We start from the raw sequence: 15,562 nt of genomic DNA, 5'->3' as shown, positions 1-15,562 counted from the left end.
ATTTTAATTTAAAATATAGCGCATTTAAAAACTTATATATACCTTGAATATGGCAAGGAGTATCTACCGGGAGCCGTAAATTTCCGACTATAAGTGATATTAGTATAGGCTAAATCTATAGATTTATTGGCATATTAACATCACTTTTGAGGTTAATGTGCTTTTTTTATACAATAAAATAGTACAAACTATGCAATTTATAAATCATAAAATGTAAAAAATGAAATAAATAATTCAAAAATAGGAGGATTTATATATAATGGGAAAAATAATTAAGACAGCATATACTTTTGATGATGTATTATTGGTACCTAATAAATCGGATATATTACCAAGAGAAGTGAGTACAAAGACAAGAATAACTAAGACTATAGAATTAAATATTCCTTTAATGAGTGCAGGAATGGATACTGTAACTGAGTCGAAAATGGCAATTGCTGTTGCAAGAGAAGGCGGAATTGGAATAATACATAAAAATATGACTATTGAAGAGCAAGCAAAAGAAGTAGACAGAGTTAAGAGACAAGAGAATGGAGTAATTACAGATCCTATATTTTTATCTCAGGATCATCTTATCCAGGATGCAGAGAATTTAATGGCGCAATACAGAATATCAGGAGTTCCAATAACGACTGAAGATGGAAAATTAATCGGAATAATTACAAACAGAGACATAATATTTGAAACAAATTACCAAAGAAAGATCTCTGAAGTAATGACAAAAGATAATTTAATAACTGCTTCAGAAAATACTACTGTGGAAGAAGCAAAAGAAATATTAAAAAAACATAAAGTAGAAAAGTTACCTTTAGTTGATATTGACGGACGTCTAAAGGGATTAATTACAATGAAAGATATTGAAAAAGTTAGAAAGTTTCCAAATGCTGCAAAAGATAAAAAAGGTAGATTATTATGTGGTGCAGCAGTAGGTGTAACTGGAAACATGATGGAAAGAGTTGATGCATTAGTTAAAGCTCAAGTTGATGTTATAACTCTTGATACGGCACATGGACATTCAAAAGGAGTTTTGGATGCTGTTGCACAAATAAAGAAAGTACATCCTAATCTTCAAGTTATAGCTGGAAATGTTGCTACAGCAGAAGCTACAGAGGATTTAATAAAAGCTGGAGCAGATTGTGTTAAGGTTGGTATTGGACCAGGGTCAATCTGTACTACTAGAGTAGTAGCAGGGGTTGGAGTACCTCAATTAACTGCAGTTATGGATTGTGCAGAAGTAGGTAAGAAGTATGGAGTTCCTATAATTGCAGATGGTGGACTTAAGTATTCAGGGGATATAGTGAAAGCACTAGCAGCAGGAGCATCTGCTGCAATGATGGGATCATTATTTGCAGGATGCGAAGAAGCGCCGGGGGAAATGGAAATATATCAAGGAAGAAGCTATAAAGTTTATAGAGGAATGGGATCTTTAGCTGCTATGGAGTGTGGATCTAAAGATAGATATTTCCAAGAAGGAAATAAAAAGTTAGTACCAGAAGGTGTTGAAGGTAGAGTGGCATATAAAGGCTTTGTGTCAGATACTATATTCCAATTATTGGGCGGAATTAAGTCGGGAATGGGATATTTAGGAGCAAAGAGTTTTGAAATTTTATATGAAACGGCTAATTTTGTAGTTCAAACAGCTTCAGGTCAAAGAGAAAGTCATCCGCATGATATTAATATTACTAAGGAAGCACCTAATTATAGTGTAGGACAATAGTAAGATGCACAGTTCACAATCATAAAATATACCACTTATGTGAACTGTGCATTATTTGATTTAATTGGCTAATAATTATATAGGTTTTCATACTATTATTTATAATTTTCGACGAAAATTATCTCAATTTGTTGATAAAAAGAATTATTTAGTTGATAATAGAATTTATAAGAACAGTTTAGGAGGAGAACATGAAAAGAGATTTAGTTTTAGTTGTTGATTTTGGTGGACAATATAACCAATTGATAGCGAGAAGAGTAAGAGAATGTGGCGTTTATTGCGAGATTATTCCATATGACTATACTATTGAAAAGATAAAAGCTAAAAATCCAAAAGGTATAATATTTACAGGCGGTCCTAACAGTGTTTATGGGGAAAATACTCCAACTGTAGAAAAAGAAGTATTTGAACTAGGAGTGCCAGTACTTGGAATATGTTATGGTGATCAATTAATGGCACATTTACTAGGCGGAAAAGTTTCTACAGCACCAGTAAGAGAATATGGTAAAACAAATGTAAAGATAGATAAATCATCTAAGTTATTTGAAGGAATTGAAACTGATGGCATAGCTTGGATGAGTCATACTGATTACATTGAAGAAGCGCCAAAAGGATTTAAGGTAATAGCAACTACAGAAGTTTGTCCTGTTGCAGCAATGGAGAATGAAGAAAAGAGGCTTTATGGAGTTCAATTCCATGCAGAAGTTGAACACACTCAATTTGGGCAAAAAATGTTAGAAAACTTTATACATAATATCTGCGGCTTAGAAAACAGCTGGTCTATGGGATCTTTTGCAGAAGAAAAAATAAAAGAAATAAAAGAATTAGTTGGGGATAAGAAAGTGTTATGTGCTTTATCTGGTGGAGTTGACTCTTCAGTAGCAGCTATGATTGTACATAAGGCTATTGGCCATAATCTTACTTGTATTTTTGTTGATCATGGTTTACTCAGAAAAGATGAAGGCGATACTGTTGAAAGAGTATTTAAGAAAGAATTTGATATGAACATTAAGCGAGTTAACGTTCAAGATAGATTCTTAGGAAAACTTGCAGGAGTATCTGATCCTGAAACTAAGAGGAAAATAATTGGTGAAGAATTTATAAGAGTTTTTGAAGAAGAAGCTAAAAAGGTTGGTCAAATTGATTATCTTGTTCAAGGAACAATTTATCCAGATATCGTAGAAAGTGGAACTAAAACATCGGCAACTATAAAGTCTCATCATAATGTTGGTGGACTTCCAGAAGATATGCAATTTGAGCTTATAGAACCATTAAGAGAATTATTTAAAGATGAAGTTAGAGCGGTTGGAGAGGAACTTGGAATTCCTCATAAATTAGTCTGGAGACAGCCATTCCCGGGTCCAGGCCTTGCTATTAGAGTTTTAGGTGAAATTACAGAAGAAAAACTTGAAATAGTTAGAGAAGCAGATGCAATATTCAGAGAAGAAATTGCAAATGCAAATCTTGATGAATCTATTTGGCAATACTTTGCTTGTTTGCCTAATATCCGCTCTGTTGGAGTTATGGGAGATGAAAGAACATATTCTCATACAGTAGCTTTAAGAGCTGTTACATCAAGTGATGCAATGACATCTGAATGGGCAAGAATACCGTACGAAATTCTAGATTTAGTAAGCAGAAGAATTGTAAATGAAGTTAATGGAGTAAACAGAATTGTTTATGACATAACATCAAAACCACCAGCAACCATTGAGTGGGAATAAATCTATAAGTTAAACAAAATGTTGATAGGAATTTAGATGAAATTTGATGAGAAAGCTTAGATACTATTAAATTGTTAGTATCTAAGCTTTTTTATTGTATTTTAAGTCGAAAGACTTGAGAATATAAAGCATTAATTATTCAGTGATATGGAGGGTAGAATATTAAGTGCTATAAGCACCTAAGGAACAGGCAGTAAATACATATTTTCTCTAACTAATAGCAAATAAAGTATAACAGCATAATATATTATTAGATAATTATTAAATTTTACAGATAAATTATTAATAATTTAGGCGTAGTAGTGCTTTAATTAATAGCTTTAGTAATAATTAAGTGTAAGATTATGCTGATTACGAAGGAGAGGAAATAATGGAAAACAGAAATAATAGAAATTGTAGATGTTGTAATGCGGAAGAACGTGGAGAAATGGATAGAAGAAATTGCAATCCTTGTGATAATGGAACTCTTGGATCTAACGTAAGAAATGATGACTGCTTAGCTGATGCGTTGGAAGATGCATATAATGAAGGCTATAAAGATGGATATCGTGATGGATTTGAGGATGGAAATACTGCAGGAGAAACTGCAGGGGAGACAGCAGGATATAAGAAAGGATTTTGCGATGGATATGAAAAAGCAAAGCAAGAGGTTCTAGACTATATTAGAAGAAATAGATGTTGTAGATGTTGCTAAACAAAACTAGATTATATAATTAAGTAGTTATATAAAAAAGGTGTTTATAAGTGATTGAAAAATCATTGTTAAACACCTTTTTTATTTAATATAAATATGGTTATAGTGATAATTTAAATAGTTCATATTAGATAAGAGTTAATTAAAAAGTTACTTTTAATACTAATTGAATACAATTGTGCAAACATTTTCTTTATAGAGGAAAAAGACAGCATTAATCGTTATCATTTTATAAAGTATAATTACATTAAAGAAAGGGGGTATCGAAAACGCTTGAAAAAATCAACCTTTGAATATAAGATAGTCATAAGATTATACTATGAGTATAATTTTTAAAGACTTCTAAAATCAAAGAACAACAAGTTAAAGTAAGATTAATAGTAGTAATTTTATTTTAATTTAAATGAATTAATAAGTATTGATTCTTTTCAAGGAGGCAAAAATGAAGTATTTTTATACTGAAAACCGTTCGACAAGAATTCTAAAATTAATTGAACGAAGACATTCCATTTCTGTTGACGCCATTGCTGAAAAATTTGAGGTTAGTTCAAAAACAGTTAAAAATGATGTAAAAGAGCTGAATGGTTTATTAAAAGGATCTGCACTAATTGATAATAAGCAAGGAATATATAAAATTTATATTATCGATAATAATAAATTTGAGGAAATTAAGACTAATATATATAATCAAAAAGAATTTCTTAATTCACCTCAAAGAAGAATGGCATTTATTTTGTATAAGCTTATGAATAGTGAAGAGCCATATTTAACTGATGACTTGGCATGTGAGATGAATGTCGGAAGAACGACAGTAATAAGTGATTTAAAGAAAATGAGGGAGATACTTAATAACTACGATTTAAAGATTATAGGTAAAACAAATAATGGACTAGCTTTAAAAGGTACAGAATTAAATATAAGGTTTCTTGTACTTGAGAACCTTTATGAAATGATTTATGGAGAGTATGAATTAGATCAAGATGTTATTGATTTGGTAAAAGAGATAACCGATCAATATCAGTTTGATACAACTACTTTTGAATCGTTCATACATTCTCTAGTTGTAACTTTAGATCGCCTTTTAAATGGACATACAATCAATACATTAAGCGAGAAGTATGGTGAATTATTAAGAAGTTGGGAATTTACATTGGTAAATACCATATCAGATGCAGTCGAAAAAAGGCTTACTATAAGTATTCCGATTAAAGAAAGAATTTTCTTAGCACTGCCAATTATAGGAATGAATACTCCGACTAATGTGGAAGGAATTTCACCACACGTTGAAATTACAGAAGAAGTATCAAATTTAGTAAATCATATATTAGAGCGCATTAAATATGATATGGGTTTAAATATTACGTTAGATGATATTTTGAAAGACTTTATATATCATATGGCTTTCTTAGTAAATCGTCTAAAATATGGAGTTCATATTCATAATCCTATAGTAGATGATATTAAGAAAAAATATAAAGTAGCCTATAAAATGGCCGAATTAGCACGAGATGTTATTGAAAAAAGTCTTGATGTAAGAATGACACAAGATGAAGTTGGATTTATAGCAGCATATTTTGGAGTTTTTATTTCAGAACAGCAAATAGAAAAAAGTAAAATATATAAAGTTGCAGTTATATGTGGAACTGGAAGAGTTACAGCTAGGTTAGTTGCGAGTCAATTAAAAGGTATCTTTGATGCGAACACAGTTATAGATTTGTATTCAGATAGCACAGTTACTAGCGAAATATTAGATAAGTATAATTTGATTTTATCTACTGTCCAGGCTAATTTTAAGACAACAGCCACAATAATATATTTAGAGAAAATATTTGATGAAGAAGCGCTAAAGAAAAGGATAAAAAGTATTAAGTATATAGATAAATTAGACATGCCATCCATGCAAGGAATGGATTCTATATTACTAAGTATTTTAGATGAAGATACCTTCTTTATTCTAGATAATCAATTGAGTTATTTAGAAAATGTTGATTATATGATTGATAGTCTATATGCAAAGGGGTATGTAGATGATGGATTTAAGGAAAGAATAAGAAAAAGAGAAGAAAAGTCTACAATGATTTTCAATGAATCCATAGCATTTCCTCATACTATTAATTATGAAAATGATGAAATTGTAGTCAGTCTAGGAATAATTCCGGAAAAGGCTGGAGAAAACAATCAAAGAAAACTAGTATTTTTGGTAGGACTTCCAGAACAAACTAAGGATGATACACTCTTGGTTAAAATTTATGATGAAATTATAGCTATCGCTAATGATAAGAATACTATTGAGGCTCTTTCAAAGGTAAAAAGTTATAGAGAACTAATTTTACATTTTACAAAAGAAAACGATATATTCGATTTATGAGTAGGAGGTTTATGATGAATTTTTGGTTTTTGATTATATGCTTTGGAATTGCATTTATACTCCAATATATACTAACATTTGCTCAAATGAAAAGTTTCACAGCTCACTATAGTAAATTGCGAAGAAGAGGAAGAGTTGCAATTGGTAAAGTAAAAGGTGGTTTCCGTGCTGGATGTATTGCAATGTTTGCTATCGATCAAAATGGAATTATACTTGAAGGCGGTTATATGCAAGGAATAACAGTACTTGCAAGGGTTAAGAAATTAAACGGATTTGAAGGAAAAGATGTTGGTAGATTAACTGAAGCAGATTGTAAGAACTTAGCTAAACCATTAACCAAAGCAGTGCTAGAAGCCTCTTCCAATTATAAAGTTATTATGGGCGGTGGTGAAGTTGTAGAGCCTCAAAGTCCATTACAAAGATTAGGCAATATTTTTACAGTTAAAAAATTAAAAGCTCACAATTAGAAAGGAGATATTAATATGGACGCAATTGTTTATTTTGCAAAAGGATTTATGTATTTATTTGAAGTTGGTGGAAATACATTTGTCAGTTGGGTAACAGGAATTATCCCAAAGGTATTATTACTTTTAGTTTTTATGAATTCGATAATTGCTTTTATTGGACAAGACAAAGTTGACAGGTTTGCAAAGTTTGCATCTAAAAATGTTATATTAGCTTATGGAGTTCTGCCATTCCTATCAGCCTTTATGTTAGGTAATCCAATGGCATTATCAATGGGGAAATTTCTTCCTGAAAGAATGAAACCAAGCTACTATGCATCAGCATCGTATCATTGTCACACAAACAGTGGTATTTTCCCTCACATTAATGTAGGTGAAATATTCATTTATCTAGGTATTGCAAATGGTATTACAACTCTTGGCCTTGATCCAACAGCTTTAGGACTTCGTTATTTATTAGTAGGTTTAGTAATGAATTTCTTTGCAGGATGGGTAACTGATTTTACTACAAAGATTGTTATGAGACAACAGGGGATTCAATTAAGTAATCAACTTAAGGCAAATTAGTTTAGGAGGGTATTCATATGGAAAAATATAATGCAATCAAAATTGTAAAAGGTAGTGGAGGTTTTGGTGGTCCACTTACAGTAAAACCTGAAGAAGGAAAAGATACATTATTATATATTACAGGTGGTGGAGCTGAACCTGAAATTGTAGAAAAGATTGTTAGTTTAACAGGATGTAAAGCAGTAAATGGATTTAAAACATCTGTACCAGAGGAACAAATTTTCTTAGTTATTATTGATTGTGGTGGAACACTTCGCTGTGGAATATATCCACAAAAGAGAATTCCGACAATAAATGTTATGCCAGTAGGTAAAAGTGGTCCTTTAGCAAAATTCATTACAGAAGATATTTATGTATCTTCGGTTGGCTTAAATCAAATTTCTTTAGCTGATTCGAGTGCAGAACCCATAAAGACTACAAAAGCATCTGAAGAAGGAAAAAGAGAATTTAAATATAGCGCAGATAAAAAGGTATCACAAAGTTTAGCTGAAAACAGTAAATCTAGCATTGTTCAAAAAATTGGTATGGGAGCAGGTAAAGTTGTAAATACATTATACCAAGCAGGTCGTGATGCAGTTCAATCAATGATTACAACAATATTACCATTCATGGCATTCGTTGCAATGCTAATAGGAATTATACAAGGTTCTGGATTTGGTAATTGGTTCGCCAAAATCTTAGTCCCATTAGCTGGAAACGGAATCGGACTTATGATTCTTGGATTCATATGCTCTATTCCTCTATTATCAGCATTACTCGGACCAGGTGCAGTTATTGCACAAATCGTTGGTACTTTAATTGGTGTTGAGATAGGTAAAGGAACTATTCCTCCAAGCTTAGCATTACCAGCATTGTTCGCTATTAATACACAATGTGCATGTGACTTTATCCCAGTAGGTTTAGGTTTAGCTGAAGCAGAACCAGAAACAGTAGAAGTTGGCGTTCCATCCGTATTATATTCACGTTTCATGATTGGTGTACCTAGAGTAGCAGTTGCGTGGGTTGCAAGTATAGGATTGTATCAATAAACTATAATTTACTTTAATTAATTGTGATTGAGTAGTTCTTATGAATTGCTCAATTGCACCAGGAAAAGTATATTATTAATTTATAAGTAAGGAGTGGAATAAAAGGAGGTTTATCTATAATGAAGCTAATTATTGATGATGTAGATATTGAAAAAATAAAAGATGTTTTTAGCGTATTCCCGATTGATGGGGTAACTAGTAATCCGAGTATTTTATATAAATATGGAAAACAGCCATATGAAATATTAAAAGAAATACGTGAATTTATTGGAGAAAACTTGGAATTACATGTACAGGTGATTTCTGAAAGTTCAGAAGATATGCTTAACGAAGCACATAAGATCATTAAAGAATTAGGTAAAAATACTTATGTAAAGATACCTGTAACTAAAGATGGATTAAAGGTTATAAAAATTCTTAGAAAAGAAGAAATTAATGTTACCGCTACTGCTATATATACTCAAATGCAAGCATATCTAGCTGGAAAAGCGGGTGCTCAATATGCTGCCCCATATGTAAATCGAATTGATAATTTGGGAGCAAACGGTGTTCAAGTGGCAAAAGACATTCATGATATTTTTGAAAAAAACAATTTAAAAACAGAAGTGTTAGCAGCTAGTTTTAAGAATTCACAACAAGTATTAGAATTGTGCAAGCATGGAATTGGAGCGGCTACGATTTCATCTGATGTAATTGAAGGTTTAATTAAAAACGATTGCGTGGATGTGGCTGTGGAGAACTTTAAAAAAGATTTTGAGATATTATGTGGTCAAGGTAATACCATGTTAAATTGCCAATAATCTAAGTAGCTTAGAGCAAATAATAATTTTAGAAATAAATATATTTGAAGGGACGAAAGTATCTATGAGTAGTAAGATAATCTATGAAAATAAAGTAAAGGCCTTAGGAGATTTAGCAGAAACATTCTTAGAAGAAGGAATGATAATATTTTTTGGAGACAATGCACCAGATACACTAGCAGATTACTGTTACTCTATTAATATAAAAGAAGTTAAAGAAATAATTAAACCGGGACAAGTTTTTATGATTGATGGAATAGCTTTTGAAATAACGGCTGTTGGAGACGTAGCTGAGAAAAATCTAGTGAGTTTGGGGCATATAACTGTTGCATTTAATGGTTCTAGAGTACCCACTTTAGCAGGAACAATTTGTGTGGAGAAAAAGGAGATTCCTAAACTTAAAATAGGAAGTGAAATATCTATCTTATCATAATTATATCTAGATTTATACGAAATCGAAGTATCTAATAAAATGGTATTAAATAATGAAGTTGAATGATCAGGAGGAATTTTTATGGAAAATACATGGCTTAATTTAGAGGGGAAAACAGTAATTGTGACAGGGGGAGCATCTGGTATTGGCAAGGCAGTTGCACAAGAGTTTTTAAATAATGGTGCAAATGTAGTTGTTTGTGATATGAATCCAAACAAACCTGAGTTTGATGAACATAGTGGACATGTAGAATATATAATTACTAATGTTGCGGATAGATGTAGCGTAGAAAAAATGATTGAGAAGGCAAAAGAGATTACTGGAAGTATTGATATAATTGTAAATAATGCAGGTATTAATATTCCTAGATTATTAGTGGATAAAAAAGAACCAAAAGGAAAATTTGAGTTAGACGAAAATGTTTGGGATAAAGTTATGAATGTAAATGTAAAAGGAGTATTTTTATGTGCTCAAGTGGCTGCTAGGGAGATGGCAAGTCAAGGAAGAGGGGTTATTATAAACATGTCTTCTGAAAGTGGATTGGAAGGATCAGAAGGGCAAAGCGTTTATGCAGCAAGTAAAAATGCAGTAAATTCTCTAACTCGCTCATGGGCAAAGGAATTGGGGAAAATAGGTATAAGAGTTGTCGGAGTTGCTCCAGGGATTCTAGAAGCGACAGGACTCAGAACTTTAGAATATGAAACAGCATTAGCTTATACAAGAGGAATTACTGTAGAAGAGCTAAGAGCAGGGTATAGTAAAACTTCAACTACTCCGTTGGGAAGATCAGGAAAGCTTTCGGAAGTTGCAGATTTGGTGTGTTATTTAGCTAGTGATAGAGCAAGTTATATTCATGGAGTTACTTATAATATTGCTGGAGGGAAAACAAGAGGTTAAATAAAAAAATATTAATACAAAGTAATTTTAATTATTTGGCCATCTATCATGGAGTGGGTTAAAAAATTAACAAAGTTACTTAGGTTTTGATAACTAAAAAGTATATAAATTATATTTTATAAAGAGAAAACCCAGTTTTCTCTTTTAAAGTTTTAAAAAATTATTGATATTTAATAAACAATATGTTATTGATGCTATTAAAAATAAATTAAGACGTGTAAGGGATAAGATGCATATTAATTTATATAATTAGTAAAAATAGAATCGAGTAAAGATTAAATGAGATTAAATTAAAGTTATTATTTAATAGATTATTTGTAAAAAAATCAAAAGCGAAGATAAGATATTGAGAATTTATGATATAATTGAATAATAAAATTATTTTTAGTTATATATGGAGGTAGGATAGAAGAATGAATAAAGGAATATCACTAGACTTATCAAAAGTTTCTCCTTATTTAGAAGAAGCAGAACTTGAAAATATGGAAAGTATGGTTAAGGCTGTTCATGAAGATTTACACAATAAAACAGGAGCAGGCAATGATTTTTTAGGTTGGGTGGACCTTCCTGTAGATTATGATAAAGAAGAATTTGCAAGAATTAAAAAGGCAGCAGAAAAGATTAAATCAGATTCTGATGTTTTAATAGTTATTGGAATAGGTGGATCATATCTTGGAGCTAGAGCAGCTATTGAAATGTTAACAAATAACTTCCATAATGTATTAGGAAGTGATAAGAGAAAAGTTCCACAAATATTTTTTGCTGGAAATAACATAAGTTCAACATATATGGCAGAGCTTCTACAAGTAATTGAAGGAAAAGATGTAAGTCTAAATGTAATTTCAAAATCAGGTACAACTACAGAACCTGCGATTGCATTTAGAATTTTAAAATCATATTTAGAAAAGAAATATGGTGTAGAAGAAGCAAGAAAGAGAATATATGCAACAACTGATAAGGCTAGAGGTGCTTTAAAGACATTAGCTGATTCAGAAGGATATGAAACTTTTGTAGTTCCAGATGATGTTGGAGGAAGATTTACAGTATTAACAGCAGTTGGATTATTGCCAATAGCTGCGGCTGGAATCGATATTGATGAAATGATGAAAGGTGCTGCAGATGCAAGAACAGCTTATTCAGTACCATCAATTAAAGAAAACGACGCTTATAAGTATGCAGCAGCTAGAAATGCTTTATATAATAAAGGAGCATCAATTGAAGTATTAGTAAATTACGAACCATCACTTCATTATTTCAACGAATGGTGGAAACAACTATACGGAGAATCAGAAGGTAAAGACCATAAAGGATTGTTCCCAGCAGCAGTAGATTTTTCAACAGATCTTCACTCAATGGGTCAATATATCCAAGATGGAAGAAGAATAATGTTTGAAACAGTTGTAAACATTGAAAAACCAAAATATGAAATAAACATAGAAGAAGCTGACAGTGATTTAGACGGATTAAATTTCTTGGCTGGAAAGACTATGGATTTCGTTAATAAAAAAGCATTTGAAGGAACTTTATTAGCTCACAATGACGGGGGAGTTCCTAATATGATATTAAATGTACCAGAAATTTCAGCATATTATTTTGGATATATGGTTTATTTCTTTGAAAAGGCTTGTGGAATAAGTGGATATCTTTTAGCAATAAATCCATTTAATCAACCAGGTGTTGAAGCTTATAAAAAGAATATGTTTGCTTTATTAGGTAAGCCGGGATATGAAGATATGAAGGCTCAACTAGAAAAGAGACTTTAATTTAATTATGAAGATTATTATTGATGGAGATGCCTGCCCAGGTATCTCCATTATTGAAAAAGTAGCAAAAGAACATAATATTTCAGTAACAATTTATTGCGATATTCATCATTTCATACAGAGTAATTATTCTGTGGTTAAAGTTGTTGATAGTGGATTTCAAAGTGTAGATATGTATGTAATGAATGAGACTAAAGAAGGTGACATAATTGTGTCCCAAGATTATGGTGTAGCTGCAATATGCTTATCTAAAAAAGCGAAAGTAATAAATCCTAAGGGACATGTATATGATGAGAAGAATATAGATAGATTATTGGAAGAAAGACATATATCACAGAAAATAAGAAGGGGTGGAGGAAAGACCTTTAATCCAAAAAAAAGAACTGAAGAAGATAATATAAGGTTGGAAAAAAACTTATTAAAACTTATAACTAGTTGATCATTTTAGAAGCTTAAATAAGAGCTTCTATTTTTATGTGATAAAAAAATTTTATAAGGTATATTTTAGCTATGATTCTAATTTTGATTGGAAGAGCTGATTTATAGAAAAAATCATCTTACTAATATATGAGTTTATATAGGTATTTATGATATAATCAAATAAAAAATAAACTGAAGTTATTTACAAAAAATGGTATAAATGTATAATATAATAATAAGGGTCATTTTGAGAATTGTTATGAAAGGAGTATCAATTTATGGAGGAACTTCAGTTAAAATATGTTGAGATAGCTTTTGATAAGCAAGCACCACAAAAAGTTGGCACGGAGATAAATATATCTGGTAAAATAGATGGGGAAATAGAAAACTTAGAATATAAGTTTATTGTTGGCAAAGGTGGGGTTTGGAATACTATACAAGAATTTTCTGAAAAAAATGATTGCATATGGAATCCTAAAAGAGAAGGGGAGTATATGGTTATGGTACAAGCCAGAGAGAGGGATGGAAAAAAGCCTTTAGATTATTTAGCCAAGGAGGACTATTCTATAGTGACAGAGGAAGTGAGCAATACTGTGGATAAAGATACTAGTATTCAAGATGTTACTAATGATGAAGAAATTAAAAGTGCTTATAAAGGTAAGGTTGGTAATTCGCTAACGTCTGAAAAAGAAGAACCAACTTTATGCAATATTGAATTTAAGGAAGCAATAAACAATATAGAAAATAATGTAGTGTTTCTTGAAGTTAAGGAAATTTCCAGAGCTGAGAAAGAAGTATTAATGTCAAATAGCTATGCTGATGAAAAAATATCATTATCTGATAATATAAAAGAAGTTGATGATATATCAGACAACACTCAATATAATGAAGAAGTTCTCAATAAAATATTAATTGAAAACAATGCTCAAATAGAACCAAGTTTTATAAAAGATATCAGTATAGATAAAGAGGAAATAAAAGTTGGAGAAAAATGTTGTATTGAAATAAAAACAGATGATGAGAATTTGTATTTATATAGATATTATATAAAAAGGAATAATGAATGGGATATAATTAAGGATTATGATAAAAGTAATATTTTAAAATATACAGCAAATGAGTCAGGAAATAAAGAATTTTTAATTCAGTGCAAAAGAATGGATTCTACTGAAACGTTTGAAGATCATAGAATTATCACGCTAAAAGTTAGGGAAATTGATAAAGTAGAAATAACTAATTTCAGATGTTTAAATAACTCATTAATGGCGGGAGAAAAGCTTGGCTTTATAGTAGAAACAAATATTGAAGAATCTGTTAGTAATGAAGATATTGTTTTGCTATATAAATTTTATAAAATATATAAAGATGGAAAATCAATTTGTATACAAGACTATTCAACGAAAAATGACGTGTATTATAAAGAAACAGAGGCGGGAAGTTACAGAATTTTATGTCTTGTAAAAAGTATATTTTCAAATAAAGAGTATGATGATAGAGCTATTTTGGTATACAATGTTAAACCATATGAGACGATTAGGATTAATAATTTCGTAGCTGATTCAAATTCTCCTAGAGTAAGTGGAAGTAGTATAAAGTTTACTTCGGAAATAGAAGGTGGAAATAAAGTTATATGCAGATACCAGGTTAATGGACCTATCAAAGAGGACACGGGATTTATAGAAAAGAGTGAATTTGTATGGAAACCATCTGAAGCTGGAGAATATGAAATTATACTTTATGTTAAGGATATTAATTATAAAGGTGATTATGAAGATTTCAAAAAAATTATATTCAATATTGAGAAAAAGAGTGAAAAGCCAGTAAAAATTTTAGATATTGTAGTTGATAAAGAAAAGAAGATTATTGTAGGGGAACCTGTTAATATAACGGTAAATGCTGAAGGTGGAATAAAGCTTCAATATGCATTCACCATTAGAAAGGATGGAAGAAGGTTAGAGTGGGTAGATTATAATAAATCTAACTGGATAAATTTTATTCCTAACCAAGCTGGAGAGTATGAGGTAGAAATAAGACTTAAGGATAAGTATTCAGATAAATCTTATGATGCTCAAACAGTTATATATTTAAAGGCACTAGAATACCTACCAGGTGAAATAGATTATATAATACTTCCTTATAAGGAAACACATTTGATTGGAGAAGCTGTGGAATTTGAATGTATTGTTCAAAATACACAGAATATTTTACTGAAATATGAAACTAAAATTAATGGACATTCAATTGAGCAGACAGAGTTTTCTAAAAATAGAAAGTTAAGATTTATACCTAAAACTGCTGGTAAATACACTATAGAAATTTATGCTAAGAATGTTAAATGTACGAGTGAATATGATTCTAAGAAGCAGATAAATTTATATGTAAGTGAAGCACCTCCTGTGATAGAAACTAATATAATAGCGAATACACTAGAAGGACATGTAAATGAAGAACTTACATTTGAAGCCATAAGCAGGGGCGGGAAAAACGTTTGTTATGAATTTTATTTAATGGAGAATAATGAGTGGAGAAAGGTGCAAGCATATAGTAGAAAGCATTATTATAGTTTTATGCCGTTTACTCAAGGAAAATATAAGATTTTAGCTTTAGCCAAGAGTTATTATAAAAAAGTTAGTTATGAAGATTATGCTGAAGTAACATTTTATGTTAAAGGTTTAAAAGCATAACTC

Annotated in this window: 13 protein-coding genes and 1 riboswitch; all 13 genes read left to right on the top strand. The window is 30.8% G+C overall.

All coding sequences use genetic code 11. From position 1 onward, the window contains the following. Positions 1 to 12: 12 nt before the first annotated feature. Positions 13 to 110, top strand: a riboswitch (purine riboswitch). Positions 111 to 259: 149 nt separating this feature from the next. Then, entirely contained in the window at positions 260 to 1,717 is a 1,458-nt protein-coding gene (guaB, locus tag T483_RS0108990; protein ID WP_026886563.1) for an IMP dehydrogenase, read from the top strand. 191 nt (positions 1,718 to 1,908) lie between these two features. Further along, positions 1,909 to 3,441, top strand: coding sequence for a glutamine-hydrolyzing GMP synthase (guaA, locus tag T483_RS0108985; RefSeq protein WP_026886562.1), 1,533 nt, complete (start codon positions 1,909 to 1,911; stop codon positions 3,439 to 3,441). Between the two features lie 370 nt (positions 3,442 to 3,811). Beyond that, entirely contained in the window at positions 3,812 to 4,135 is a 324-nt protein-coding gene (locus T483_RS0108980; protein ID WP_026886561.1) for a hypothetical protein, read from the top strand. A gap of 442 nt (positions 4,136 to 4,577) precedes the next feature. Continuing rightward, positions 4,578 to 6,503 (top strand): BglG family transcription antiterminator, encoded by a 1,926-nt coding sequence (locus tag T483_RS0108975; RefSeq protein WP_026886560.1) that lies wholly within the window; start codon positions 4,578 to 4,580, stop codon positions 6,501 to 6,503. 14 nt (positions 6,504 to 6,517) lie between these two features. Further along, on the top strand, positions 6,518 to 6,970 hold the full coding sequence (locus tag T483_RS0108970) for a transcriptional regulator GutM (RefSeq protein WP_026886559.1): 453 nt from the start codon (positions 6,518 to 6,520) through the stop codon (positions 6,968 to 6,970). 15 nt (positions 6,971 to 6,985) lie between these two features. Beyond that, positions 6,986 to 7,534, top strand: coding sequence for a PTS glucitol/sorbitol transporter subunit IIC (gene srlA / locus T483_RS0108965; RefSeq protein ID WP_026886558.1), 549 nt, complete (start codon positions 6,986 to 6,988; stop codon positions 7,532 to 7,534). Between the two features lie 17 nt (positions 7,535 to 7,551). Beyond that, positions 7,552 to 8,562: a PTS glucitol/sorbitol transporter subunit IIB gene (gene srlE, locus T483_RS0108960; protein ID WP_026886557.1), complete on the top strand. Its 1,011-nt coding sequence runs from the start codon at positions 7,552 to 7,554 to the stop codon at positions 8,560 to 8,562. Between the two features lie 119 nt (positions 8,563 to 8,681). Further along, entirely contained in the window at positions 8,682 to 9,362 is a 681-nt protein-coding gene (locus T483_RS0108955; protein WP_026886556.1) for a fructose-6-phosphate aldolase, read from the top strand. 64 nt (positions 9,363 to 9,426) lie between these two features. Beyond that, complete coding sequence (locus tag T483_RS0108950) at positions 9,427 to 9,795, top strand: glucitol/sorbitol-specific PTS transporter subunit IIA (protein WP_026886555.1); 369 nt, start codon at positions 9,427 to 9,429, stop codon at positions 9,793 to 9,795. A gap of 81 nt (positions 9,796 to 9,876) precedes the next feature. Next, positions 9,877 to 10,692 carry an SDR family oxidoreductase gene (locus T483_RS0108945; protein ID WP_026886554.1) on the top strand — a complete coding sequence of 272 codons (816 nt, stop codon included), beginning with the start codon at positions 9,877 to 9,879 and terminating at the stop codon, positions 10,690 to 10,692. 413 nt (positions 10,693 to 11,105) lie between these two features. After that, positions 11,106 to 12,455, top strand: a complete 1,350-nt coding sequence (locus tag T483_RS0108940) for a glucose-6-phosphate isomerase (protein WP_026886553.1) — start codon at positions 11,106 to 11,108, stop codon at positions 12,453 to 12,455. Between the two features lie 7 nt (positions 12,456 to 12,462). Further along, complete coding sequence (locus tag T483_RS0108935; RefSeq protein ID WP_026886552.1) at positions 12,463 to 12,894, top strand: YaiI/YqxD family protein; 432 nt, start codon at positions 12,463 to 12,465, stop codon at positions 12,892 to 12,894. 259 nt (positions 12,895 to 13,153) lie between these two features. Continuing rightward, positions 13,154 to 15,559 carry a triple tyrosine motif-containing protein gene (locus T483_RS0108930; protein WP_026886551.1) on the top strand — a complete coding sequence of 802 codons (2,406 nt, stop codon included), beginning with the start codon at positions 13,154 to 13,156 and terminating at the stop codon, positions 15,557 to 15,559. Positions 15,560 to 15,562: the final 3 nt, after the last annotated feature.

The sequence above is a fragment of the Clostridium beijerinckii HUN142 genome (genome assembly GCF_000621745.1).
Classification (GTDB): domain Bacteria; phylum Bacillota; class Clostridia; order Clostridiales; family Clostridiaceae; genus Clostridium; species Clostridium beijerinckii_A.
This window is presented reverse-complemented; position numbering and strand designations above follow the sequence as displayed.

What these genes read in the sequence shown, in the direction of transcription:
- guaB (WP_026886563.1), top strand. Translation starts at nt 260, where the DNA reads ATGGGAAAAATAATTAAGACAGCATATACTTTTGATGATGTATTATTG.
- guaA (WP_026886562.1), top strand. Translation starts at nt 1,909, where the DNA reads ATGAAAAGAGATTTAGTTTTAGTTGTTGATTTTGGTGGACAATATAAC.
- T483_RS0108980 (WP_026886561.1), top strand. Translation starts at nt 3,812, where the DNA reads ATGGAAAACAGAAATAATAGAAATTGTAGATGTTGTAATGCGGAAGAA.
- T483_RS0108975 (WP_026886560.1), top strand. Translation starts at nt 4,578, where the DNA reads ATGAAGTATTTTTATACTGAAAACCGTTCGACAAGAATTCTAAAATTA.
- T483_RS0108970 (WP_026886559.1), top strand. Translation starts at nt 6,518, where the DNA reads ATGAATTTTTGGTTTTTGATTATATGCTTTGGAATTGCATTTATACTC.
- srlA (WP_026886558.1), top strand. Translation starts at nt 6,986, where the DNA reads ATGGACGCAATTGTTTATTTTGCAAAAGGATTTATGTATTTATTTGAA.
- srlE (WP_026886557.1), top strand. Translation starts at nt 7,552, where the DNA reads ATGGAAAAATATAATGCAATCAAAATTGTAAAAGGTAGTGGAGGTTTT.
- T483_RS0108955 (WP_026886556.1), top strand. Translation starts at nt 8,682, where the DNA reads ATGAAGCTAATTATTGATGATGTAGATATTGAAAAAATAAAAGATGTT.
- T483_RS0108950 (WP_026886555.1), top strand. Translation starts at nt 9,427, where the DNA reads ATGAGTAGTAAGATAATCTATGAAAATAAAGTAAAGGCCTTAGGAGAT.
- T483_RS0108945 (WP_026886554.1), top strand. Translation starts at nt 9,877, where the DNA reads ATGGAAAATACATGGCTTAATTTAGAGGGGAAAACAGTAATTGTGACA.
- T483_RS0108940 (WP_026886553.1), top strand. Translation starts at nt 11,106, where the DNA reads ATGAATAAAGGAATATCACTAGACTTATCAAAAGTTTCTCCTTATTTA.
- T483_RS0108935 (WP_026886552.1), top strand. Translation starts at nt 12,463, where the DNA reads ATGAAGATTATTATTGATGGAGATGCCTGCCCAGGTATCTCCATTATT.
- T483_RS0108930 (WP_026886551.1), top strand. Translation starts at nt 13,154, where the DNA reads ATGGAGGAACTTCAGTTAAAATATGTTGAGATAGCTTTTGATAAGCAA.